Annotated in this window: 23 protein-coding genes; 11 read left to right on the forward strand and 12 right to left on the reverse strand. The window is 69.3% G+C overall.

What is annotated here, in order from left to right:
* Together ACFV15_RS12925 and ACFV15_RS12930 are read right to left on the reverse strand one after the other, a co-directional pair.
* A partial coding sequence (locus tag ACFV15_RS12925; RefSeq protein ID WP_378350399.1) for a tryptophan 2,3-dioxygenase occupies nucleotides 1–604 on the reverse strand: 604 nt, incomplete at its 3' end.
* On the reverse strand, nucleotides 601–1,404 hold the full coding sequence (locus tag ACFV15_RS12930) for a PaaX family transcriptional regulator C-terminal domain-containing protein (protein ID WP_378350400.1): 804 nt from the start codon (nucleotides 1,402–1,404) through the stop codon (nucleotides 601–603). The genes ACFV15_RS12925 and ACFV15_RS12930, both read right to left, overlap by 4 nt.
* Before the next feature lie 46 nt (nucleotides 1,405–1,450).
* Here ACFV15_RS12930 and ACFV15_RS12935 point away from each other — a divergent pair, with 46 nt between their 5' ends.
* The 4 genes from ACFV15_RS12935 to ACFV15_RS12950 are packed head-to-tail and all read left to right on the forward strand — an operon-like array spanning nucleotide 1,451 to nucleotide 5,221.
* Entirely contained in the window at nucleotides 1,451–2,203 is a 753-nt protein-coding gene (locus ACFV15_RS12935) for a creatininase family protein (RefSeq protein WP_378350401.1), read from the forward strand.
* On the forward strand, nucleotides 2,200–3,708 hold the full coding sequence (locus tag ACFV15_RS12940; protein ID WP_378350402.1) for a benzoate-CoA ligase family protein: 1,509 nt from the start codon (nucleotides 2,200–2,202) through the stop codon (nucleotides 3,706–3,708). The genes ACFV15_RS12935 and ACFV15_RS12940 overlap by 4 nt, the downstream gene beginning before the upstream one ends.
* The gene (locus tag ACFV15_RS12945; protein ID WP_378350403.1) at nucleotides 3,705–4,397 is read left to right on the forward strand and encodes an SDR family NAD(P)-dependent oxidoreductase; all 693 of its coding nucleotides are present in this window, start codon (nucleotides 3,705–3,707) and stop codon (nucleotides 4,395–4,397) included. The genes ACFV15_RS12940 and ACFV15_RS12945 overlap by 4 nt, the downstream gene beginning before the upstream one ends.
* The gene (locus tag ACFV15_RS12950; RefSeq protein WP_378350404.1) at nucleotides 4,394–5,221 is read left to right on the forward strand and encodes an enoyl-CoA hydratase family protein; all 828 of its coding nucleotides are present in this window, start codon (nucleotides 4,394–4,396) and stop codon (nucleotides 5,219–5,221) included. The genes ACFV15_RS12945 and ACFV15_RS12950 overlap by 4 nt, the downstream gene beginning before the upstream one ends.
* Nucleotide 5,222: 1 nt before the next feature.
* On the opposite strand, the gene ACFV15_RS12955 is transcribed toward ACFV15_RS12950, so the two are convergent.
* Nucleotides 5,223–6,440: an MFS transporter gene (locus ACFV15_RS12955; RefSeq protein WP_378350405.1), complete on the reverse strand. Its 1,218-nt coding sequence runs from the start codon at nucleotides 6,438–6,440 to the stop codon at nucleotides 5,223–5,225.
* Nucleotides 6,441–6,729: 289 nt separating this feature from the next.
* Here ACFV15_RS12955 and ACFV15_RS12960 point away from each other — a divergent pair, with 289 nt between their 5' ends.
* Nucleotides 6,730–7,797, forward strand: a complete 1,068-nt coding sequence (locus tag ACFV15_RS12960) for a sensor histidine kinase (RefSeq protein WP_378350406.1) — start codon at nucleotides 6,730–6,732, stop codon at nucleotides 7,795–7,797.
* Here ACFV15_RS12960 and ACFV15_RS12965 read toward each other — a convergent pair.
* A complete protein-coding gene (locus ACFV15_RS12965; protein WP_378350407.1) occupies nucleotides 7,775–8,188 on the reverse strand; it encodes a hypothetical protein in 414 nt (137 codons plus the stop codon). The two genes, ACFV15_RS12960 and ACFV15_RS12965, sit on opposite strands and share 23 nt — an antisense overlap.
* Nucleotides 8,189–8,244: 56 nt before the next feature.
* A complete protein-coding gene (locus ACFV15_RS12970) occupies nucleotides 8,245–8,433 on the reverse strand; it encodes a hypothetical protein (protein ID WP_378350408.1) in 189 nt (62 codons plus the stop codon).
* Between ACFV15_RS12970 and ACFV15_RS12975 the strand changes: the two genes are divergently transcribed.
* From ACFV15_RS12975 to ACFV15_RS12995, 5 genes are all read left to right on the forward strand, one after another.
* Nucleotides 8,416–8,757: a hypothetical protein gene (locus ACFV15_RS12975; protein WP_378350409.1), complete on the forward strand. Its 342-nt coding sequence runs from the start codon at nucleotides 8,416–8,418 to the stop codon at nucleotides 8,755–8,757. The genes ACFV15_RS12970 and ACFV15_RS12975 overlap by 18 nt on opposite strands.
* A gap of 76 nt (nucleotides 8,758–8,833) precedes the next feature.
* Complete coding sequence (locus ACFV15_RS12980) at nucleotides 8,834–9,853, forward strand: sensor histidine kinase (protein ID WP_378350410.1); 1,020 nt, start codon at nucleotides 8,834–8,836, stop codon at nucleotides 9,851–9,853.
* Nucleotides 9,850–10,566 (forward strand): hypothetical protein, encoded by a 717-nt coding sequence (locus tag ACFV15_RS12985; RefSeq protein ID WP_378350411.1) that lies wholly within the window; start codon nucleotides 9,850–9,852, stop codon nucleotides 10,564–10,566. Before ACFV15_RS12980 ends, ACFV15_RS12985 begins: the two co-directional genes overlap by 4 nt.
* Complete coding sequence (locus ACFV15_RS12990; RefSeq protein WP_378350412.1) at nucleotides 10,563–11,168, forward strand: DNA-binding response regulator; 606 nt, start codon at nucleotides 10,563–10,565, stop codon at nucleotides 11,166–11,168. The genes ACFV15_RS12985 and ACFV15_RS12990 overlap by 4 nt, the downstream gene beginning before the upstream one ends.
* A gap of 82 nt (nucleotides 11,169–11,250) precedes the next feature.
* Nucleotides 11,251–13,512, forward strand: coding sequence for an Ig-like domain-containing protein (locus ACFV15_RS12995; protein WP_378350413.1), 2,262 nt, complete (start codon nucleotides 11,251–11,253; stop codon nucleotides 13,510–13,512).
* Here ACFV15_RS12995 and ACFV15_RS13000 read toward each other — a convergent pair.
* The 6 genes from ACFV15_RS13000 to ACFV15_RS13025 form a co-directional block, all read right to left on the reverse strand.
* The gene (locus ACFV15_RS13000) at nucleotides 13,509–15,644 is read right to left on the reverse strand and encodes a heavy metal translocating P-type ATPase (RefSeq protein ID WP_378350524.1); all 2,136 of its coding nucleotides are present in this window, start codon (nucleotides 15,642–15,644) and stop codon (nucleotides 13,509–13,511) included. The two genes, ACFV15_RS12995 and ACFV15_RS13000, sit on opposite strands and share 4 nt — an antisense overlap.
* A gap of 69 nt (nucleotides 15,645–15,713) precedes the next feature.
* The gene (locus tag ACFV15_RS13005; RefSeq protein WP_378350414.1) at nucleotides 15,714–16,634 is read right to left on the reverse strand and encodes an SMP-30/gluconolactonase/LRE family protein; all 921 of its coding nucleotides are present in this window, start codon (nucleotides 16,632–16,634) and stop codon (nucleotides 15,714–15,716) included.
* Between the two features lie 8 nt (nucleotides 16,635–16,642).
* Entirely contained in the window at nucleotides 16,643–17,296 is a 654-nt protein-coding gene (locus ACFV15_RS13010) for a histidine phosphatase family protein (RefSeq protein WP_378350415.1), read from the reverse strand.
* Nucleotides 17,297–18,349 (reverse strand): phosphotransferase family protein, encoded by a 1,053-nt coding sequence (locus ACFV15_RS13015; RefSeq protein WP_378350416.1) that lies wholly within the window; start codon nucleotides 18,347–18,349, stop codon nucleotides 17,297–17,299.
* Nucleotides 18,346–19,080: an SDR family oxidoreductase gene (locus ACFV15_RS13020; protein ID WP_378350417.1), complete on the reverse strand. Its 735-nt coding sequence runs from the start codon at nucleotides 19,078–19,080 to the stop codon at nucleotides 18,346–18,348. Before ACFV15_RS13020 ends, ACFV15_RS13015 begins: the two co-directional genes overlap by 4 nt.
* A 131-nt stretch (nucleotides 19,081–19,211) precedes the next feature.
* Nucleotides 19,212–20,396 carry a S8 family peptidase gene (locus ACFV15_RS13025; RefSeq protein ID WP_378350418.1) on the reverse strand — a complete coding sequence of 395 codons (1,185 nt, stop codon included), beginning with the start codon at nucleotides 20,394–20,396 and terminating at the stop codon, nucleotides 19,212–19,214.
* Nucleotides 20,397–20,618: 222 nt separating this feature from the next.
* Between ACFV15_RS13025 and ACFV15_RS13030 the strand changes: the two genes are divergently transcribed.
* Nucleotides 20,619–21,518 (forward strand): hypothetical protein, encoded by a 900-nt coding sequence (locus ACFV15_RS13030; RefSeq protein WP_378350419.1) that lies wholly within the window; start codon nucleotides 20,619–20,621, stop codon nucleotides 21,516–21,518.
* Nucleotides 21,519–21,852: 334 nt separating this feature from the next.
* On the opposite strand, the gene ACFV15_RS13035 is transcribed toward ACFV15_RS13030, so the two are convergent.
* Nucleotides 21,853–23,481: an acyl-CoA synthetase gene (locus ACFV15_RS13035; protein ID WP_378350420.1), complete on the reverse strand. Its 1,629-nt coding sequence runs from the start codon at nucleotides 23,479–23,481 to the stop codon at nucleotides 21,853–21,855.
* Between the last annotated feature and the right edge of the window lie 7 nt (nucleotides 23,482–23,488).

The following is a 23,488-nucleotide window of genomic DNA, read 5'->3' on the forward strand; positions in this document are numbered from 1 at the left end:
CCACCGAGGCGCCCTTGTCGTCGCGGTAGACCTCGAGCAGGACCTCCTGCATCTCGGGCGAGGGCTCGGCGGGCAGGCTGACGTCGCGGCCGTCCGGGACCTTGTATCCCTGGGTCGACAGGTAGGTGATGTAGGAGTCGTACAGCGAGGGCCTCGACATCGCGGCGGCGATGCGGGCGCGGGCCTCACCGCCCTCGGGGTAGTGCGCGAACACGCGCTCGTCCCGGCGCCCGAGCACGGCCTCCAGCTCACGGAACTGGGCGGACTGGAAGCCGCTGGACGCGTCGAGCCTGGCGCGGAAGCTGTTGAACTGGCTGGGAGTCATGGTCTCCAGCACGTCGATCTGCTTGACGACCACCTTGAGGATCGTCAGCACCCGGCGCAGCGTGCGGATGGCGTGCGGGGTCCGGCCGGCCTCCAGGCACTCCTGCAGGTGCAGCACCTCGTGCAGGATCTGCTTGAACCACAGCTCGTAGACCTGATGGATCACGATGAACAGCAGTTCGTCGTGCTCGTCGGAGCGCGGGTGCTGCGCGGCTAGCAGGTCGTCGAGCGCCAGGTAGGACGTGTAGCTCAGCGCCGCCTGGGTATCTGTGCTGGTCATACTCGGGTCACCTCATCGAAGTGGCGCTGCGCCGCGGGTGCGAGCGTCGCGTACAGATCATGGAACAGAGCGACCGCGGCCGCTCGTTTCCCCGGGACTCCGGCGAGCTCGCCGGGTAGTTCCGGGTCGAGTGCGGGGAACTCACGAAAGGTGTGCACGAGCCGGGTCCGCAGGCGGAACGCCTCGCGGTCGGTGCCGGGTTCGCCCGCCGAGCCGAACTCGGTGACGAACTTCTGGTAGCGGCGGGCGAGTTCGTCGAGGTCCCACGCCCTGGTGACGAAGGCACGCAGGTCCAGCGCGGCCGACGGCCTGCCGAGCATCAGCCCGGCGTGCTCGGTCACGTCCAGCTCGGCCAGCAACGCCAGCACTTCGGCCTCGCGGTCGAACGGGGCGAGCCAGGTGCCGTCCTGAAGGGACCCGAAGCCGAGGAAGCGCAGGCGGCGGACGAGCCGTTCACGGGCGCGGCGGCGGGTCTCCGGGATGCTCTGCCAGAGCACCGTCCAGTCGCCCGCCGGGCGCTCGGCGCGACCGAGGGAGAAGATGCGGCGGTCGCCGTCCTCGAGCACGGCGAGCGTGCGCCGTGTCAGCGAGTAGTGCACGTGCCTGCCCTCCTTGTGCCTGGCGAGCAGGTCACGGTGGGCGAGGCGGGCGAGCGCGATACGGGCCGCGCCGTCGGAAAAGCCCAGCTCGGCGAGCAGGAGGACGAGCCCGCCCGACCAGACGCGGCGGGTCTCACGGGGCTGGACGTGGCTGCCGAGCAGCGTCATCACCAGCTCTTGCGGTGAGAACCCATCGTCCATGCGGCAACTCTATACACATGACCCCGCTGCCATGTAGGTTAAATCTGTGACGAACTTCGCGGATCTCACTTCACCCCAGGTGGCGGCGATCCGCGAAGGCGCGCGCGTGCCAGTGCTGCTGCTCCCGGTCGGCGCGATCGAGCCGCACGGCCCGCACGCTCCACTCGGCACGGACCCGCTCATCTCGCACGGAATGTGCGTCAGGGCGGCGGCCAGGCTGGCCGATGATCCGAGCATCCGAGTCCTCGTCCTGCCCGCGCTTCCCTATGGGGTGACCAAGTTCGCCGCCGGGTTCGCGGGTGGCGTCCACGTCGGCGAGGAAACCTTGCACGCGCTGGTCGTCGACGTCTGCACCGCGCTGATCGAGCAAGGCCTGCCGCGGGTGGTCATCGTCAACAACCACTTCGAGCCCGCACACGTCGCGACACTGCGGCGAGTCGTCGAGACGGTGGAGTCCTTACACGGCAAGAAAATCGGCTATCTCGACCTGATCAGGCGACGGAACGCGCAGCGGCTCACCGAGGAGTTCCGGACCGGGGAATGCCACGCGGGGCGCTACGAAACCTCGCTCGTGCTGGCCGACCGCCCCGAATTGGTCGACGCCGAAGTCATGCGCACACTCCCCTATCTGCCTGTCGACATGCCGACAGCGATGCGCGAAGGCCGCAACGACTTCCAGTCGATGGGCATGCACCAGGCGTATTGCGGCGCACCGGCCGAAGCCACGCCGGGCGAAGGCGAAGAGACCTTCGAAATCCTCACGGACATGCTGGTCGAGACGATCCGGGAGTACGCGTGAACCTTGCTTCCTTCTTCGTCGACCGCAACGTTTCCGAAGGCCGTGGCGCCAACCCCGCGCTGCTCACCGACGACGGCGAGACCAGCTACACCGAACTCGCGGCACTGACCAACCGCATCGGCAACACGCTCACCGAACTGGGTGTCCGAAGTGGACATATGGTGCTGCTGGCGCTCAGCGACGGCGTCGAGTTCGTCGCGACCTGGTATGCCGCGCAGAAGATCGGCGCGGTGACCGCCGAGGTCTATCCGTTCCTGCAGCCCAAGGACTACGCCTACTACCTGGGCTACACCGAGGCGAAGCTCGTGGTCGCGGACGCCGTCACGCTGCCCGCACTCCGTGAGGCGGGCGCTACGAACTTGCTCGTGCGCGGCGTCTCCGAAGAAGAACTGCGCGAAGGCGAGAGTCCTTTTGAGACACTCGTGGCGCAGGCTTCGCCCGAGCTGGAGGCCGTGCCTCGCGGGCCTGACGACATCGTGATCTGGAAGTTCACCACCGGCAGCACCGGCTCACCCAAGGCCTGCACCCACCCGATCGGCAGCCCGCTGAAGAGCTTCGAGCTGTACGCACAGGGCGTGCTCGGCCTCCGCGAGGACGACCGGGTGCTGGCCGTGCCGAAGCTGTTCTTCGGCTATGCCCGCGATCTCGTCGCGTTGTTCCCGTTCGGGGTCGGCGCGGCCGGAATCCCGTTCCCGCAGCGGTCGACGGCGGACCTGATGTTCGAGTTGATCGCGCGGCACCGGCCGACCGTGCTGGTGAACGTGCCGACCATGATGAGCGCGATGGTCGCGCATCCGGACGCCGCCAACCAGGACTTGAGCTCGCTCAGACTGTGCACCTCGGCGGGCGAAGCACTCCCGTCGGAGCTGCATCGCAAGTGGGACACCACTTTCGGGGTCGAGGTCGTCGACGGGATCGGCTCGTCGGAGGCGTACCACATCTACCTGTCGAACCGGCCGGGCCAGACGCGGCGCGGCAGTCTCGGCCAGGCCGTTCCCGGTTACCAGGTCAGGGTCATCGACGAACTCGACCAGGAACTGCCCGACGGTGAGATCGGCGCGCTGGAGGTCACCGGCCCGACCATCGCCCGCGAATACCGGGGCGACGCCGAAAAGTCCAAGCGCACCTTCCACGGTGACACCCTGCGCAGCGGTGATCTCTTCAGCCGGGACGAAACGGGCTTTTTCACGCATCACGGCCGCGCCGACGACCTGCTCAAGGTCGGCGGAGTGTTCGTGGCACCAGGCGAGATCGAGGACTGCCTGCTCGGGCATCCCGAGGTCGTCGACTGCGCGGTCGTCGGCCACGAGAAGGACGGGCTCGTGCTCTCGCGCGCTTACATAGTCGTCAAAGACAACGCCACGCTCACCGAGATCGAGCTGCAGAACTACGCGCGAGAACACCTCGCGGCCCACAAATACCCGCGAGAGGTGTGCTTCGTGCCCGAACTCCCCCGTACCGCCAACGGCAAGCTCGACCGCCGCGCGCTCCGGACCCGGCCATGACCCGGCTCGTCGTCGTCACCGGCGGCACCAGGGGCATCGGCGCGGCGATCGCGGACCGGTTCCGCGACGCGGGCGACGAGGTCATCGCGCCGGGACGCAAGGACTGCGACGTCACCGACGAGACCGCGGTCCGCGAGTTCTTCGCCGGACTCGGCCCGGTCGACGTGCTGGTCAACAACGCCGGGATCTCCGCCAGCGCCCCGCTCGCCAAGACGAAGCTCGCCGACTGGCACGCCCAGATCGACGTCAACGCCACCGGCGCCTTTCTCTGCACCCGCGCGGTGCTGGCGGGCATGCGAGAGCGCGGCAGGGGCCGGATCATCACCGTCGCGTCGACGGCTTCGCATGCCGGATACCGCTACACGGCCGGCTACACGGCGTCGAAGCACGCCGCGGTCGGGCTGATGCGCGCGGTCGCGGCCGAGGTCGCCGGCACCGGTGTCACGGCCAACGCGGTGTGCCCGGCGTTCGTGCGCACCGACATGACCGCGCGCTCGATCTCGCGGATCACCGAAACCACCGGTCGCGCCGAGGCCGACGCGGAGGCCGCGCTGGCCGCCGCCTCCCCGCTCGGCCGGTTGCTCGAACCAGGGGAGGTCGCCTTCGCGGTGGCGTTCCTGGCCGCGGACGAAGCGGCCGCGATCAACGGACAGACCCTTGTCCTCGACGGAGGAGGAATCCAGAAGTGAGCCCGTTCCGCGCGTCCGCGAAGATCACCGAGAACTGGGCGCATTTCGATTTCGAGGTGGCCGACGGCGTCGCCACCGTCACGCTCAACCGGCCGGAGAAGCTCAACGCGCTGACCTTCGACGTCTACGCCGACCTGCGCGATCTGCTGGCCGAGTTGCCGCACCGCGACGACGTGCGCGTGCTCGTGCTGACCGGTGAGGGCCGCGGCTTCTGTTCCGGCGGCGACGTCGAAGAGATCATCGGCGAGCTGCAGAAGATGGAGACCGCCGAGCTGCTGGAGTTCACGCGGATGACCGGCGCGGTCGTCAAGGCGCTGCGCGAGTGCCCGCTGCCGGTGATCGCGGCCGTCAACGGCGTCGCCGCGGGCGCGGGCTCGGTCATCGCGCTGGCCAGCGATTTCCGCCTGCTCGCCCGCTCGGCGAAGTTCGCGTTCCTGTTCACGAAGGTCGGCCTCGCGGGCGCGGACATGGGCTCGGCCTACCTGCTGCCGCGACTGGTCGGCCTCGGCCGCGCGACCGAACTGCTGATGCTGGGAGACAAACTGCCCGCCGAGCGCGCGGAGGCGATCGGCCTCGCCACCCAGGTCGTCGACGACGAGGACCTCCCCGCCACCGCGGCCGCGCTCGCCCGCCGCCTCGCCGACGGCCCAGCGCTCGCCTACTCGACCACCAAGGTCCTGCTCACCCGCGAGCTGGACATGGACCTCGGCAGCTCGATCGAACTCGAGGCCATCACCCAGGCACTGCTGATGACAGCCAAGGACCACAAGGAGTTCTACGCCGCGTGGTCGGCAGGCCGTAGTCCACAATGGACGGGACGCTGACTCAGGCGACGCCCTTGATCGGGCGGACGAGCAGTGCCCCGATCAACGCGACCGCGCCCGCGATCAGGTACAAAACCGTGTAGCTGCCCGAAAACGCGATCACCCCGCCCGCGATCAGCGGGGCGAACGCCTGCGGCGCGGTGTTGGCGATGTTGATGACACCCAGGTCCTTCGCGCGGTCACGGGCACCGGGCAGCACCTGGGTGATCAGCGCGTTGTCGATGGCGACGTACACGCCGTAACCGAGGCCCAGCACGAAAGCAGCGGTCATCGCCGCCGGAAACGTATGCCAGACGGCGAGAATCAGCATCGCGGCCGCGATGACCACCGACGAGACCACGACGAAGATCTTGCGTTTGCCGCTGCGGTCGGACAGCTTGCCCGCCACCACGCTGGTCAGCAGGATGCCACCGGTGTACAGCAGCGTCAGCACGAACACGCCGCCGCCGGGGTCGGCGAGGCGGACCACGTCGCGCAGGAAATAGAGCAGGTACAGCGTCGCGATCGAGTTCGCGAGCTGGATGGCCAGCCGGGAGATCGCCGCCCACGCGAAGTCGGGGTGACGGCGAGGGCTGATCCAGAACGAGCGGAACGTGAACACCGGGCGCTCGGCCGGAACGAGCCGGTCGTCCGAGGTGCCGAGCAGGAACGGCCCGGTGAGCAGCACGAGCGCCAGCGCGACCACGAGATAGCCGCCGGTCAGTCCTGGCACCACGGCGGTCACCAGGAAGACGCCGAACACCAGGCCGAGCGGTGCGGGCAGGCCGACGAAAGCGGAGACGATCCCGCGCTGGCGGACCGGGACCTGGTCGGGCACGGTCGCGCTCATGCCGGCGAAGAGCGCGTTCTGCCCGGCCTGCGCGAGCGACCAGCACACCGCCACCATCGCGACGCCTGCCGCGAACGGCAGCGCCACCAGCGACAGTGCGCACAGGACGACCCCACCCGCGATCCACGGTCTCCGGCGGCCCCATCGCGAGAGTGTCCGGTCGGACAACGCGCCCGCGATCGGGGCCACGATGATCGACACGATGGCGGCGCAGGCGGTCACGATCGCCAGCTGGGTTTCCTTGCCTGCCGGGTCGAGCCGCTCGATCTGCGTCGGCAACAGCACCTGGATCGGCGTGAGCACGGCGACCCAGAACCCGAGATTGGCCAGTGACAGCCGGGCGATCCACCCGCGGGTGACCGAAATCGAGGGTTCCGCGAGTGTCGACATGGTCACGGAGCGTACCGGACAGCGCCGGGGCCCTTGGCGGGCCGGACTCACCCCCAGTAAGTCCGAACGCCAAGGACCCCGCCGGATTCAGGCTGAGCCGATCGAACTCCGACGCATGATTCCTCCCGGATCTCGCCGTCGCGTAGCCCCCATGACCACGGGTTCATTATTGAAAATTCACGCGTCGGTGTACCAGTGGGCAACAACATCGGCTGTGATTGACAAACGTCATCCCGGAAAGCGCTAGTGTCGGACACCTCGTGACGCGCCTGGGGGTCGGATGCGGCAAGTGCTGCGTGTTCCTGAGCTGCCGGTGGAGCGGCTCGTCAGATCCGCGCCCCCGCTCGCCTTCCTCACGTTCCTGGCCATCGGTGTGCTGGGCACCCCCGGCACCGGCGCGGCGATCACGCTGCTCGCCGCCGGACTGGCCGCGCTGCCGCTGCATGTGCGGCACGTCCGCGCCGACCCGCCGCCGCACGCGTACTGGTCGCTCGCCGCGCAGACCGTGCTCACCTTCCTGCCGCCCGTACTGGGCGCGCACTCGGCTCAGCTCGCCGGGTTCCTGGCCGCGGCGTTCCTGCTGCTGCTCGACGAACCGTGGGGCGGACTGGGGTTCAGCGCGGCCATCGCCGCGCAGGCCGTGCTGATCCACTGGGTCACCGGCGAGCCGGTGCCCGTGTTGCTGGAGACGATCGCCGTCGGCGCCGGGTCGTACGCGATCGCGCGGACGCCCGCGATCTTCGCGATGTCGCGGGCCGCGCGCGCCGAACTGGCCAGGCTCGAAGTCACCGGCGAGCGGTTGCGGATCAGCCGCGACGTCCACGACCTGCTCGGCCGGGGCCTGACCACCGTCGCGCTGAAGGGCGACTTCGCCGCGCTGCTGCTCGACAAGGGAGACAAGCGCGCGGCGGCCGAGGTCAGCGAACTCGCCGAGGCCGCCAGGGTCGCCGAGGAGGACGCGCACCGGGTCGCGCGGGGCACCCAGCCGCGCTCGCTCAGCGCCGAGGTCGAGTCCGGCCAATCACTGCTGGTCGCGGCCGGACGTGACTGCCGGACCGACATCCACCTGCCGGAGGACCTCGATCCCGCACTCGAAAACGTGCTCGCCTGGGCAGTGCGCGAGGGCGTCACCAACATCCTGCGCCATGGTGCCGAAGGCCGTTGCACCGTCTCACTCACGCACGACGGCAACTGGCATCGGCTGGAGATGACCAACCACACGGGTTCGGCCGCCCGAGACGGCGCGGGCTCCGGGCTGGTCGGGCTGACCGAGCGCGCGAAAGCCGTCCACGGCACCTGCGAAGTCCACCTGGCCGACGATGGCCTGTTCACGCTCATCGTCCGGCTGCCGTCATGAGCGTCGCCCAGCGCTTCCAGCTCGCGCTGCTCGTGGTCGTCGCCGCGACCGTGGCACGACCCGCACTGGACACGGCGGTCATCGCGTCCAGCTGGATCGTCACGGCTCTGGTCATTCTCGCGGCCGAAGCCGGGCTGGTGCTGAACCTGCTCTTGACCGTCCGCAATGGACGGACGCCGACGCTCGGCACCCCGGCGGCGCTGGCCGTGCTGAGCGTGGCCGAGCTGCTGGTGCCCGGCTGGAACGCGGTGAGCGGCCCCGGTTTCCTCGGCTGTGCGGTGCTGCTGACCGCCAGTCCACAGTGGGCACGAGCCGGGTTCGGCGCGGTCGTGGCGCTCTCCGTGCCGTTCGGCGAGATCTGGTGGGACGGCCCGGCGACCACCTTCGTCACCGGCGGCTTCCTTTACCTGTGCGCAGGCGCTGCGGGTCGCCCGCGAGCTCGACGAGTCACGCACCGAACTGATCGCGTTCGCCGTCGACAGCGAGCGCGGCAGGCTCACGAACGACGTCGAAAGCGCGCTCAGCGGGCACCTGGCGGCGATCACCGCGGGCACCGAGCAGGCGCGGATCCTCGCCGCGCACGACCCGTCGGCCGCCGCGCTCGAGATCAAGAAGGTCGTGGCGATCGCCCGTCAAACCGGCGCCGAGGTGCGGCGAATCGCGCGCGGCTATCGCGAGACGTCCTTCGCGGGCGAGGTCGCGGCGGCCGCCGACCTGTTCGCGGCCGCCGGCATCGGCTGCCGGACCGACGTGGCCGACGTGCCGAACTCCTTGCGCAAGGACCTGACGGCCGAGTTGCACACCTGGGTGAACGAAGTCCTCTCCGGACGGACCGGCGGGGCCTGCGCGATCGAGCTGACGGCCACCGATCAGGTGGTCCGGCTCACCATGTCGCAGGGCACGCACCTGCGGCAGCTGCATTTCCCGGTGGAGGATCGGGGGTTCACGCATTCTGATTGACATTCGACACTACCGCCGCACCGAACCCGCCGTGGACGATCTGAGTACAGACACCGGCGGGAAAGAAAGTGCGAAAATGCGGGAGATCACGGCCGACCGGCTCGCCCGATTCGGTCCCGTGGTGCTGTTCGCCAACTTCGCTTTCGTCGCCGCCGTCAACTCGACGAGCGCGCGGCAGATGTGGCTCGGGCTCGCACTGACCGTGTGCTCCGGCGCGCTGCATTTACGCCATGTGACCGGTGCGCACCGGTTCCTGCCACTCACGCTTCCCGCGCAGGCGCTACTGGGCGCGGCCACGTTCATCCCCGCCGGGCCATGGCCGAGCGTGCTGGGCTTTCTGACCGGCGCATTGCTCGTCTCGGTGCGCCAGCCTTGGGGCGGCGTGCTGTTCGGCGTGGTCATCGGCGCGCTGGCGGTGGTCGACCGGATCGCGCCTTGGGGACCGTTCGCGGTGCCAGGCCTGCTCTCGCTCACGCTCGCCACGTACCTCTTCGCGAGGCTTCCCGTGCTCATCCGTGACGTCGGCGCGGTGCGCGCCGAACTGGCCGAGCTCGCCAGCACGGGTGAGCGCCTCGCCGCCGCCAGGCAGGCACACGACGTGCTCGCGGAGGGCCTCGGCGCGATCGCCGCCAAAGGCAGGATGGCCGCGGCGGTCGCGGCGACCGACCCGGAGCTGTCGACCAGGCTGCTGACCGAGCTGACCACGATGGCGCGGCTGTCGCGTGCCGACCTCGACGAGCTCTCCACCGCCGGGCGCCCGCTGTCGCTGACCGCCGAGACGGCCGAAGCGGGCAGGCGGCTGGCGCTCGCGGGCGGCCGGTGCCGCACCGACATCCGGGTCGGCGCGAACCTGGATCCCGTCGTCGACAACGTGCTGGCCTGGGCGGTCCGCGAAGGCCTCGCAGGCAGCGCACCGCGCGAGTGCACGATCACGGTGACCGGCGAGCGCAGCGCGTACCGGCTGGAGCTGGTCAACGACGCCGGCGCGCCAGGCAGCCTGAACGCGCTGGTCGAGCGGGTCGCGGTGGTCGGCGGGCGCAGCAAGGTCACCACCGGCAGCGGGTTCCGCCTCGTGGTCGAGGTGCCTGCCCGATGAACCGGCTCGGTCTCACCCTCCGCCTGCGCGTGCTCGAAGCGGCCGCCTTCGCGCTGCTGCTGTCCATCCAGCTGCCGTTCGTGCTCAAGAACTTCCAGCTGCTGCCGCCGGTGCAGGCCGCGGTGGGCATGGTCCTGCTGTCCACACAGGTCGCGCTCGAACTGGCGATGTTCCGGATGACCTACGACCGCGACCGGTCCCCGATCTGGATGCTCGTCGCGATGGGCGTCCTGACGGCCCTGCAGCTGCCCGCGATCGGGCTCGGCGCGCGCGTCGGCCCGATCCTGTTCGCGTCGGCGCTGCTGTTCACGCTGCGCGCGCCGTGGTCGCTGATCACGTTCGGCGCCGTGGTGGTGGCGAGCATTCCCTACGACAAACCGCCGGCTTCGTGGAAAGACCCGGCGCTGGTGCTCATCCTGGGCGGTCAGCTGTACGTCTTCGCCAGGGTCATCGCCTACACCAAGCATCTGCGCGACGCCGTGCCCGAGCTGGCCGAGTCGCTGCGCGTGCGCACCAGGAACCAGGTGCTGCGGCAGGTCGAGGGCGCGCTGGGCCGCGACATGGCCAAGATCGTCGACCTCGGCGAGCAGGCCCAGGCCGAGCTGGACCGCGATCCGGCCGCGGCGGCCCGTGAGATCACCAGACTCGTCGAACTCGCCGAGGCATCGGCGGCGAACCTGCGCGACATCACCGGGGTGAAGGAGAACAAGTGATCAAGGTACTGCTCGCCGAGGACATGAACCTCGTGCGCGGCGCACTCGTGGCGATGCTCTCGCTGGAGGACGACATCGAGGTGGTCGCCGAGGTGTCGCGCGGCGACGAGATCCTCGCCGCGGCACAGCGGTCCACCCCCGACGTCGCGGTGCTCGACATCGAACTGCCCGGCCTCGACGGCCTCAGCGCCGCCGAGCAGATCACCGGCGCGCTCCCCGACTGCCGCACGATCATGTTGACCGCACTGGGAAACCCCGGCAACCTCCGCCGCGCGCTGGAGGCGTCCGTGCGCGGCTTCCTGATCAAAGACGCACCCGTCGGCGATCTCGCCGCGGCCATCCGCAAGGTCTACGGCGGCGGCTGGGCGATCACGCCAGAGCTGGTCGCGGCGGCACTGGAACGCGGCGAGAACCCGTTGACCGAACGGGAAGTCAGCGTACTGCGCGAGGTCGCCACCGGCTCCTCACTCGAAGAGGTCGCGGCGAAACTCATCCTGTCCCACGGCACAGTGCGCAACTACCTGTCCAACGGCATCGGCAAACTCGGTGCCCGCAACCGCATCGACGCGATCCGCATCGCCCGCGACGCGGGCTGGCTCTGACCGGCTGCCCCATCGGGACCACTTGTCTGCACCATCGGCACAATCCCGCCGCGACGCGTCGTCGCTGTGATTTCTTGTGCCCATGTTGAGGACGTTGACCGTCGTGGCCGCGACCGCGGCCGCACTCTGCGTGGCCATCCCGGCCGCGAGCGCCGATCAGGCGGCAGGCACCATCACCACCGTCGCGGGCGACGGCACCACACTGAACACGGACGCGCCGCCGACGGCCCGCGCCAAGATCCGCAAGCCGCGCGGGGTCGCGGTCGACCGGGCAGGCAACAAGTACTTCTCCGAGTACTACACGCCGGCACGGCTCATGAAGATCGACGCGGCAGGCGTGCTCACCACGGTGTGCGGCAACTGTGGCGGACTCGACCTGGCGGTCGCGTCCAACGGCGACATCTACAGCGCGGACGACAACTCCGTGCACAAGATCACCCCGCAGGGCGCGGTCAGTGTCGTGGCAGGCGATCCGGCGTCCTCCGGGTTCTCCGGGGACGGCGGACCGGCCACCAGCGCCAAGTTTCACGGCATCTGGGACCTCGCGCTGGACGACGCCGACAACCTCTACATCGCCGACGTACTGAACTCCCGGGTCCGCAAGGTCGACGCGGCCGGGATCGTCAGGACCATCGCGGGTGGCGGCGTCAATTCCCCTGGTGACGGCGGACCCGCCACCGCATCGTCGCTCGGCTCACCGTTCGGCCTCGCGATCGACCACTCCGGCAACGTCTTCATCGCCGCCTCGGGCGACCGCATCCGCATGATCGACACCTGGGGGAACATCTCGACGGTCGCGGGCAATGGCAAGCTCGGGTTCTCGGGTGACGGCGGACCGGCCACGAGCGCCATGCTGAGCGGTCCGTTCGACGTCTCACTCGACGACGCGGGCAACCTCTACTTCATCGACCAGTACAACCTCCGCATCCGCCGTGTCGACCGCGCCAGCCACGTGATCACCACGGTCGCGGGCAACGGCTCCGACGGCTACAGCGGCGACAACGGCCCGGCGACGGACGCGGCCATCGGCCTCCGGATCGAGGCCATCGCGGTGGAGCCGGGCGGACGGTACTTCTACTTCGGCGACACCGAGACCTATCGGGTCCGCCGGGTCGACATCCAGACCGGCCGGATCATCACGTTCGCGGGCACCGGCGTCCACGGTACGGACAGCGCGGGGCAGGCCACCGCGGCACCGATCAACACGCCGTGGGGTGTGGCGTTCGACGGCGCCGGGAACCAGTACATCGCCGATTCTGCGCACAACTTCATCCGCAAGGTCGGCACCGACGGGATGATCACCGTACTCGCGGGCACCGGCGAACGCGGCACTTCCGGCGACGGCGGGCGCGCGACCTTGGCGAAGATCGACTACCCGCTGGCCGTCACCGCCGACGCCGCGGGCACCGTGTACTTCTCTGGCAGTGACAACCGGGTCAGGAAGATCGACACCGCCGGGGTCATCACTACGGTCGCCACCCTCAACGGCCCGCGTGGGCTCGCGGCCGACGCGGCCGGGAACCTCTACGCCGCCGAATGGGCGGGCCATCGCGTGGTGAAGGTGACGCCGGGCGGCACGGTCACCCCCGTCGCCGGAACCGGGACTTTCGGCTACTGCGGCAACGGACCGGCGACCACCACCTGCCTGGCGAACCCCGCCGCGGTCGCGCTCGACTCCGCAGGCACGCTCTACATCGCCGACTTCCAGGCGATGCGTGTGCGTAAGGTCGCCGGCGGAACCATGACCACGGTGGCGGGCGACGGCACTGTGGGCTTCTCCGGCGATTTCGGCCCGGCCACCCAGGCCAAGCTGAACGGCCCGACCGGCGTGACGGTCGACAGGTCCGGCACTCTCTACATCGCCGACACCGGCAACAACCGGGTCCGGCAGGTGGCGGCCGACGGCCGGATCCGCACGATCGCCGGTAACGGGACGGCCGGGTTCTCCGGCGACAACGGCCCGGCTCGTGACGCGGCGCTGAACGGGATCCAGGCGGTCGCGGCCGATCCGGCGGGTGCCGTGCACATCGCCGACGCCGCGAACAACCGGATCCGCCGGGTCGTACCGGTTCCCCTGCCGCCCGCGCCGGTGGCCAAGGACGACTCGTTCGAACTGAGCGGCACGACCGTCACCGGGAACGTGCTGGCCAACGACACCGGCGACGGACTCGTGGTGATCGGCGGCGGTCCGGCGCACAGCGGCACGGTCAAGTTCGGGAGCGGCACGTTCGTCTACACCCCGGCCGGGCCGTGGGTGACGTCGGACTGGTTCACCTACACCGTGCAGGATTCCGCGGGGCAGACGGCGAGCGCGACCGTGTACCTCGGTTCCGGTTCGAGCTAGCGGAAGCGCTTGAGGCGCAAGGAGTTCGTCACCACGAACACCGAGGACAACGCCATCGCGGCGCCCGCGATCATCGGGTTCAGCAGGCCGAGCGCGGCCAGCGGCAGCGCGGCGACGTTGTAGCCGAAGGCCCAGCCGAGGTTGGCCCTGATCGTGCGGAAAGTGCTGCGGGACAAGCGGATCGCGTCCGCGACCGCGCCCAGGTCGCTGCGGACGACCGTCAGGTCACCGGCATGGATGGCGACGTCCGTGCCGGCGCCCATGGCGATGCCGAGGTCGGCGGTGGCCAGCGCGGGCGCGTCGTTGACACCGTCGCCGACCATCGCGACCACGTGGCCGTCGGCCTGCAGCCGCTTGATCACGTCGACCTTGCCCTGCGGGAGGACGCCCGCGATGACCTCGTCGATGCCGACCTCGGCGGCGACAGCACGCGCGACCGTCTCGTTGTCGCCCATCAGCAGCACCGGATGCAGGCCGAGTGCGTGGAATTCGCGGACGGCGTCGGCGGCGGAGGGCTTGACCGTGTCGCCGACCGCGAGGACGCCGTACGCGCGGCCGTTCCAGCCTGCCAGCACCGCAGTGTGCCCGTCGGCCTCCGCGCGGGCACGCAGATCGGCCAGCTCGGGGGTGATCTCGTCGAACAGCTGCGGGCGGCCGACGACGACTTCGAGTCCGTCGACGACGCCGCGCGCGCCTAGTCCTTCGAGTGCGGTGAAGCCCGACGGCTCGTCGAGTGTGCCGAACTTCTCGCGCGCGCCTGCCGCGATCGCTTGTGCCACCGGGTGTTCCGAGGCGTGCTCGACCGTTCCGGCGAGCCTCAGCAGCTCGGCGGGGTCGGTGCCGTCCGCGGTGTGGACGTCGTGCAGCGCCATCTTGCCGGTGGTCACGGTGCCCGTCTTGTCGAGTACGACCGTGTCGATGCGGCGGGTCGATTCGAGTACCTGCGGGCCCTTGATGAGGATGCCGAGCTGGGCGCCACGGCCGGTGCCGACCAGCAGTGCCGTCGGCGTCGCGAGGCCGAGCGCGCACGGGCAGGCGATGATCAGCACGGCGACGGCCGCGACGAACGCGGGCTCGATGCCGTCGCCGAACGCCAGCCAGCCGCCGAGCGTCAGCAGTGACAGCGCGAGCACGACCGGGACGAACACCGCCGAAACCCGGTCCGCCAGCCGCTGGACCTCGGCTTTCCCGGTCTGCGCCTGCTCGACCAGCTTGGCCATCTGCGCGAGCTGGGTGTCGGCGCCGACCTTGGCCGCGCGGACCACGAGCCTGCCGCCGAGGTTGACCGTGCCGCCGATGACCGGGTCGGCCTCGCCGACCTCGACCGGCACGGACTCGCCGGTGACCATGCTCGTGTCCACACTGGACATCCCGCGCACGATCACGCCGTCGGTGGCGATCTTCTCGCCGGGGCGCACGACGAACTCGGTGCCGACGACGAGTTCGGCGATCGGGACGCGGTGTTCTTCGCCGTCACGCAGGACCGCGACATCCTTGGCACCCAAAGAAAGCAGCTCACGCAACGCCGACCCGGCGCGGCGCTTGGCCCGCGCCTCGAAGTAGCGCCCGGCGAGCAGGAACGTGGTCACGCCCGCGGCGACTTCGAGGTAGATCGCATCACTGCCACCGGCGGAGAGCGAAAACCCATGGGTCATGCCGATGGCGCCCGCTTGACCGAAGAACAGGGCGTAGAGCGTCCAGCCGTACGCGGCGAGCGTGCCCATCGAGACCAGCGTGTCCATTGTGGACGTGCCGTGCAGCGCGTTCTTGACGGCGGCCTTGTGGAACGGCCACGCGCCCCACAGCACCACCGGCGTGGCAAGCAGCAGCGACGCCCACTGCCAGTACGGGAACTGCAGCGCGGGCACCATGGCCAGCACGAGCACCGGCCAGGCGAGCTGCGCCGAGACCAGCAGGCGGGTCCCGAGCACGTGCTCGGAGATCTCGTCGTCGGGCCGCTCGAGCGCGGCGGTGTAGCCCGCCTTCTCGACGGTGCCGATCAGCAGCACCGGGTCGGTGCCGCGCGGCACCGAGGCGATGGCCTTCTCGGTCGCGTAGTTGACCGTCGCGGACACGCCTTCGAGCTTGTTGAGCTTCTTCTCGATCCTGGCCGCGCACGACGCGCAGGTCATCCCGCCGACAACCAGTTCGATCTGTTCACTCGCCACCCCGCCGATGATACCCCTAGGGGGTAGCGGCACCTACACGCTGGTCATGGCTATCGCCGGCTCGTCCAAGCTGCCGAAATAGAGCTTGCCCGCGTGCTCGCGGACCCCGGTGAGCATGTGCCAGCCCTCGATCTCGCCCCTGAGCTCGCGTTCGACCGTCCCGTCCGCGGCCACACCGAGCACGCCGACCTCGCGTTTCGGCGCCGGTTGCAGGCCGGGCGGCAGCGAGCGGACCAGCGAGCGCAGCGGCGTCGGGAGCTTGCGGACGACGTCGAGCGCGGGCACCTTCGGGCTCGCCTGGGTGACCCAGATCAAGCCGTCGCTGCCGGTCGAGATGTTGTCGGGGAACCCGGGCAGGTCGTCGAGCAGCGTGTCGACCGTGCCGGCCTTGTCACCGGTCAGCCACACCCTGGTGACCTTGAACGAGCCGGTCTCGGCGACCGCGACGAACGACTCGTCCGGCGGCAGCGCGACCCCGTTGGCGAATTGGAGGCCGTCGGCGACCAGGTCGATCGTGCCGTCGGTGTCCCGGCGCAGCAGCCGCCCGCCCGCGGTCTGCTCGATGAGGTCGTCGCGCCAGTGCGTGATCGGGAAGCGGCGCGAGGAGTCGGTGAAGTAGATGGTGCCGTCCTGCGCGACGGCGGCGTTGTTGCAGAACACCAGCTTGAGCCCGGCCGCCTCGGTGGCGAGCGTGGTCACCTTGCCGCCGTTGATGCCGACGGTCAGCAGGCCGAGGTTCGCGTCGCAGACCAGCAGCTCGTCGTCGCCGTGCAGTTCGAGGCCGAGCGGGCGGCCGCCGGTGTGCGCGATCTTCTCGATACGCGAGCCGTCGGGACTCAGCCGGAGTATCCGGCCGTCCGCGAGGCCCGTATAGACCTGGCCCTCGGCGTCGACCACGACGTCCTCCGGCCCGTGCCCGCCGACCGGGATGACCTTGACCTCGCCGAACCGCATCAGGCCTCCTAGCGATACGTGAGCATGCCCGCGTTCTCCGCCTCGAAGTGCGGGTGCTCGTTGAACGACAGCAGTGTGACACCGCCGCGACCGGAAATCAGCTTGGTGATCCCCCCGTTCACCGTGACGCGGTTCAGCTTCACCAGCCCGGCGGCAGGCGTGCCCATCAGTGCGCCACAGACCGTCGCGATCACGCCGCCGGAGGTGAAGACGACGGCGTTCTCGCCCTTGCCGAGCGCGCCGGCGAGCTCGTGCACCGCGGTGGTGACCCTGGACAGGAACGCGGGCCAGGTTTCCAGGCACGGGCCGGATTCGCCCGCGTCGCACCACGCGGTCAGCGCGACGTCGAGCGCCTTCTGGTAGGCGCGGGAGTCGTCGCCCTGCTCGACCCCGCCCGCGTGATAACGCGCGATCTCGACGTGGTCGTACTCGTTCCAGCGCGGGTCTTCGACGACCTTCACGCCGAGCTCTTTGAGCGCGGTCGCGGCCGTGTCACGCTGGCGGGCCAGCGACCCGGACCGCGCCTGCGCGAACTCGACACCGCGCCGCTTGAGCTCGGCTCCGACCACAATGGACTGCTCGAAGCCGCGTTCGGACAGCTGGTCGTAGTCGGCGGCACCGAACGAGGCCTGCCCGTGCCGGACCAGGTAGATCGCGCCCATTCACGCACTTCCCTTGCTGATGATCTCGCGGCAGCGCCAGTCGAGGTAGCCGACGAACTGCCAGTAGTCCTTGAAGCGGGGATTGTGCGTGTCCCCGTTGTGGAAGCGGTAGTAGATCTGCTGGATGACGACGGCGAGCCGGAACAGGCCGTACACCTCGTAGAACCGCCAGTCGCCGATGTCGAGCCCGGTGCGCCGCGCGTAGTGCTCGACGAACTCCTGTCGCGTGTACATGCCGGGCAGGTCGGTCGGCTGGCGGCGGCTGGCCTTCATGCCGTCGTCGTCATCGGCCTGTACCCAGTACGCGAGCGTGCTGCCGAGTTCCATCAGCGGATCGCCGAGCGTCGCCATCTCCCAGTCGAGCACGCCGATGATGGCCAGCTCGTCGTCGAGGATCAGGTTGTCGAGGCGGTAGTCGTTGTGGATCAGGCAGATCTTGACCTCGCCCGGCTGGTTCTCGGCGAGCCAGGCCATGACCTCGGTGAACTCGGGGACGTTCTCGGTACGCGACCTGCGCAGGCGCTCGGACCAGCCGCGGACCTGGCGTTCGACATAACCGGTCCCCTTGCCGAGGTCGGCGAGCCCGGCGGCCTCGATGTCGACGCTGTGCAGGTCGACGAGCCGGTCCACGACCTTGCCGCTCAACGCCCGCGCGGCACCCTCGTCGAGCCGGAATCCGTCCGGCAGCTCACGCCGGAGGATCAGCCCGTCGAGGCGGTCCATGACGTAGAAGTCGCCGCCGATGATCTCGGGATCGTCGCAGAAGGCCTTGACCTCAGGGACATAAGGGAAAACCGGCTTGAGTCCTTTTTGGACGCGGTACTCGCGGCGCATGTCGTGCGCGGACGCCGCCTTGTGCCCGGACGGTGGCCGCCGCAGGATCAGGTCGCGGTCCGGATAGGACAGCAGATAGGTCAGATTCGAGGCACCGCCCGGGAATTGGCGTACCTCGGGCGTGCCGTCGAGTCCGTCCACACGGGACTTGAGCCAGCCGTGCACGGCATCGACGTCGAAAGCGTCCTCGGCGCGGACGGCGACGGTCTTGTCGCTCATACGAGCTTCCCCAGCACGGCGTCGGGCAGCACCCGGAAGACGAGACTGAGCGGCGCCCACGGGAAGGTCGGCACGTACGCCTTCGCCTTTTCCGTCTCGATGGCCTTGACCAGCGCCTTCGCCCCGGTTTCCGCCTTGGCGACCAGCGGGTTCCTGCCGTCGCGCACGTTCATCCCCGACTCGATGAAGCCGGGCATCAGCGAGGTGACCTTGATCGGCGTGCGCGCCAGGTCGATGCGGATGCCGTCGGCGAGCGAGGACAGTCCGGCCTTCGAGGCGGCGTACGCGGTGGTGTTCCCGGCCATCCCTCGGAGCTTCGCGAAGGACGACACCACGACGAGATGTCCGAAGTTCTGCTCACGGAAGATCTCCAGCGCCGCTTCGCACTGGGCGAGCGCGGAGACGAAGTTGGTCTCCAGCGTCTGCTTGTTGGCGTCGAACCGGCCGGTGCCGACCGGCTGGCCCTTCCCGATCCCGGCGTTGACGATCACCCGGTCCAGCCCGCCCAGCCGGTCGCGGAACTCCTTGAACGCGGCGAAGACGTCGTCGTGGTCGTTCACGTCGAGCCCGCGGGTGACCACGGTGGCCGGCTTGAGCTCCTCGGCGAGCGCGTCGAGCCGATCGGTCCGTCGCGCGCAGAGCGCCAGGTTGCGGCCCTGCGCGGCGTACAGCCTGGCCATCCCCTCGCCCAGCCCCGAACTCGCGCCCGTGATGACGATGTTCTTCCGCATGGTCCAGTACCCTACCGCCTGGTAACAAACCTGACCAACCAGTCGGTATGCACACCCGTCCAAGAAAACCCCCAATGTGGCTTTCGTCAGCTCTGAGCTGACGAAAGCCACATTGGGGGTAATGCGAGCCCCTAGCCGCCGATGTAGAGCAGCTTGTTCGGGGTGCCCGAGCTTGGGTTGGTGATCTTGCCCGAGGTGGCGCTGCCGGTCAGCGCGTCCGCGACCTGCGCGGGCGTGGCGTCCGGGTGCGCCGAGAGGTACAGCGCCGCGGCGCCGACCACGTGCGGCGTGGCCATCGAGGTGCCGCTGATGGTGTTGGTGGCGGTGTCGCCGCCGATCCCCCAGCTGGACGTGATCCCGACGCCCGGCGCGTAGATGTCCACGCTGGCGCCGAAGTTGGAGAAGCTGGCCTGCTTGTCGGTCTTGTCCGAGGCGGCGACCGTGATGGCCTCCTTGACCCTGGCCGGCGAGACCTTGCTGGCGTCCTGCGACTCGTTGCCCGCCGCGATGCCGAAGGTGACACCCTTGGCGATGGCTCCCTTCACCGCCGAGTCGAGCGCGTCGTCCGCGCCGCCGCCGAGGCTCATGTTGGCGACCGACGGGCCCTTGGCGTTGGCCGCGACCCAGTCGATGCCCGCGACGACCTGCTCGGTGGTACCGCTGCCGTTGGCGTCGAGCACCCGGACGGGGACGATCTTGACACCCTTGGCCAGGCCGTACTCCGTGCCGCCGATGGTGCCCGCGACATGCGTGCCGTGGCCCTGCTCGTCGGTCGGGTCGTCGTCGTTGTCGATGAAGTCCTTGCCACCGGAGACGCGGCCCGCGAACGTCTTGTGGGTCGCCTTGACGCCGGTGTCGATGACGTAGGCGGTGACGTTGTCGGCCTTCGTCGCATAGGTGTACTTGCTGTCGAGCGGCAGGTCGTGCTGGTCGACCCGGTCGAGACCCCACGAGGGCGGGTTCTGCTGGGTGTCCGAGATGTGGAAGCGGCGGTTCTGCACCACGTAGTCGACGGCCGGGTCGGCGGCGAGCCGCTTCGCCTCGGCCTCGCTGCCGTGGATCGAGAAGCCGGTGAGCGCCGCGCCGTAGGTCCGGCCGACGTTCACGCCGAACTTCGAAGCGAGGTTCTGGGCCTGCGCGACGAAACCGGCGTTCTTGAGAACGACGATGTAGCTGTCACTCACCGCGTCGGCGCCGCCCGCCGCGCGGATCTGGCCCTCGGGCTGGGCTGCCAGTGCCGGTGCGGCGGTGGCCACCGCCACGGCCGCGACCGTGATCCCGATCGCCGCTCGCCGGTACCTGTGAGAGTTGCCCATTGGGTCCCCTTCTGCCGGAATGTCATGACGTTGCTGGCAGTCAGCCAATCGTGTCTTTCGCAGTTGGGCAATGATTCACAGTTACCAGTACTAGGCCATTAGGAGTAGGTAGTAACCACTCTTTGGGGTAACAAGTCCAGGTGATGAGCGTAAACGGATCGTTACTTCATACTGATAATATTCTTCGAGTTGTTATCGAAGCGGGGGGCGGTCGTTCAGCGCATGAGCTCCGGGATCACCACGTTCGCCGCCGCTCTGCGGTCCGCGATCGAGGCGAGTGGACTCAGTCTCGACCGGATCCAGGCCCGGTTGCAGGCACGTGGCGTCTCTGTCAGCGTGACCGCGCTCAGTTACTGGCAGTCAGGGAAGCGGCAACCCGAACGAGCGAGCTCACTGTCCGCCGTCCGCGTGCTCGAAGAGCTGTTGTCGATCCCGTCGGGCGCGCTGATCGGCCTGCTGCCACCACCGCGCCCTCGTGGAGCATCCTCCCGCAGAAACCTGCGCACCGCAGCTCAGCCGCTGACCTTCCCCCGCGACGAACTCCAGGCGCTGTTGGAACAGGTCGGCGCGCCGGACGCGCTCGACCTCCGTCACCAGCTGAAACTGGTCGGCCTGCACGACCAGTGCGATATCGCGCCCGACGGCGGCCAGCGCGCCGTCACCGCCCGCGCGGTCTTCCAGGCCGACACGGACGGCCAGGACCGCTGGCTGCTCGTCTACGCGCAGGGCGACCCCGAGGCCCAGCCACCGTCGCTGGAGGCACTGCGCAACTGCAGCGTAGGCCGCACGGCGGCGTCCGAGCACGGGCTGCTGGTAGCCGAGCTCCTGTTCGAGCGCGCGATCAATCGCGGCGAGACGCATCTCATCGAATACTCACTCGCCAACGTCGGACCGCCGTACCCGGAATGCCGCAACACCCACTACCGCGAATTCCGCAGGCCGGTGCGCGAATACCTGCTGGAGATCCGCTTCGACGAGGCCAACACCCCGCGCAAATGCTGGCAGTACTCCCGCACCGGGCTCACCGAAGACCGCCGCGAACTCCAGCTGGACACCGCGGGCGGCGTGCACGCCGTCGCACTCGACTTCGGCCCCGGCGTCTTCGGCATCGAGTGGGACTAAGTGGTCGTGAGTGGTACGGCCGGTTCTAACCGGCCCGAACACTCACGACCCCTGATCTCACGTGGCCAGATCGTGGGCGAGTGGTAACTCTGCTCCGTTGGACGCAGCAGAGTTACCACTCGCAGCCCGTCCGACCCGCGAAAACGCCGCCCCTCGCGAGACGTGCGAATGTCTCACAAAGGACGCAAATCGCCGCATTTTGCCCCACGCCGTCGTATTTGCCCGAGTTTCGCGGGGTTTCGCACGGAACGAACGGGGCTTATGTGTCGCTCAGCGTTGCGAACGTGGCGTTCGTGCGTTCAACCGGCCTTCGCGGAACAAGGTCACGACCCCTTCACGAGAGCTTGTTGCGCAGCACCTTGCCGGTGGCGTTGCGCGGCAGTTCCTCCAGGAACTCGACCTCGCGCGGCACCTTGTAGCGGGCCAGGTTGGACTTGACGTACTCGCGCACGCCGTCGACGTCCAAAGTGGAGTCCTCGGTGCGCACGACGAAGGCCTTCAGCCGCTGGCCGAAATCCGCGTCCGGGACGCCGATGACGGCGGCTTCCAGCACGTCCTCGCGCTCGACGAGCAGGTGCTCGACCTCGATCGGATAGACGTTCTCACCACCGGAGATGATCATCTCGTCGTCGCGGCCATCGATGAAGAGGAGGCCGTCCTCGTCGAAGTGGCCGACATCGCCGGTCGACATGAGGCCGTCGACGATCTCCTTGGTGCGGCCGTCGGTGTAGCCGCCGAACGACAGGCCGCTGCCCGCGAACACCCGGCCGACCGTGTGCGGCGTGGTCACCGGCTTGTTGTCCTTGTCGAACAGCGCGACCTTGCAGCCGACCGGCGCGCGGCCGACCGTTCCCGGTGCCTTGCGCCAGTCTTCGGGGGTCGCGACGGTGACCACCGCGACCTCGGTCGAGCCGTAGAGATTGTGGATGACGTCGCCGAACGCGGCAGTCGTGCGGTTGCCGAGATCGGGCGAGAGCGCCGATCCCGCGACGAAGACGATCCGCAGCGACGAGGTGTCGTAGCGCGCGAGCACGTCGGCGGGCAGGTCGACGATCCGCTGCAGCATGGTCGGCACCAGAACCAGCGAGGTGCACCGATGCTCGGCGATGCCACGCAGTGTCTCTTCCGGATTGAACTTGCGTCGCATCACGACGGTCGAGCCCAGCGCGAACGCCAGGATGAACTGGGAAAGGCCCGTGCCGTGGAACAGCGGCGCGCCCATGAACATCGCCTCGCCGGCGCGCAGCGGGATGCGGTCGAGGAACTGGGCCGAGTGCAGCACCGAGGTCTCCGCGCGCGGGGCGCCCTTCGGCGTGCCGGTGGTGCCGCTGGTCAGCAGCACGAAACCGCCGGGCTTCGCGGGCGCGGGCCAGGCGCGGTCGTCAGTGCTGGCGATGAGCTCCTCGAGTACCGGGATGCTCTCGTCAGGACGATCGCCCTCGACCCACGCGAGGTAGCGCTCGACGTCAGGGGACACCGCGTCGAGCAGGCCGGTGAACTCCTGGTCGTAGACGAGCGCCTGAACGCCTTCGCGGGTCGCGACATCGGCGAGCTGAGGCTTGGCGAAACCGGTGTTCATCAGCAGCAGGCGGGTGCCGAGCTTGCCGGCGGCGAGCATGGTGACGACCAGTCCACGGTGGTCACGGCAGAGCGCGGCGATGACCGCGCCCGGCTTGATGCCGCGCTGCGACCAGGCCCTGGCGAGCGCGTTCGACCGCTGGTCGAGCTGCTTGAAGGTCAGCGGGCCGAGCTCGTCGACGATGCCGACGGCGCGCGGGTCACGCCGCGCGGCGATCTGGGTCGCGCCGGCGAACGGGCCGTACTTGCGGACCGCGACGACGGAGCGCAGCCCCTCGTCCACCCGGGGAAACGGGACCAGCCCTGCCTGCCACATCACCTCGATGCTGCGGAGCGTCTCCGTCACCTTGCCGGCGATTTCGGACACGCTGGGCGGGTACTTCATCCGGGCA

This window comes from Amycolatopsis sp. NPDC059657, from assembly GCF_042734395.1.
GTDB lineage: Bacteria > Actinomycetota > Actinomycetes > Mycobacteriales > Pseudonocardiaceae > Amycolatopsis.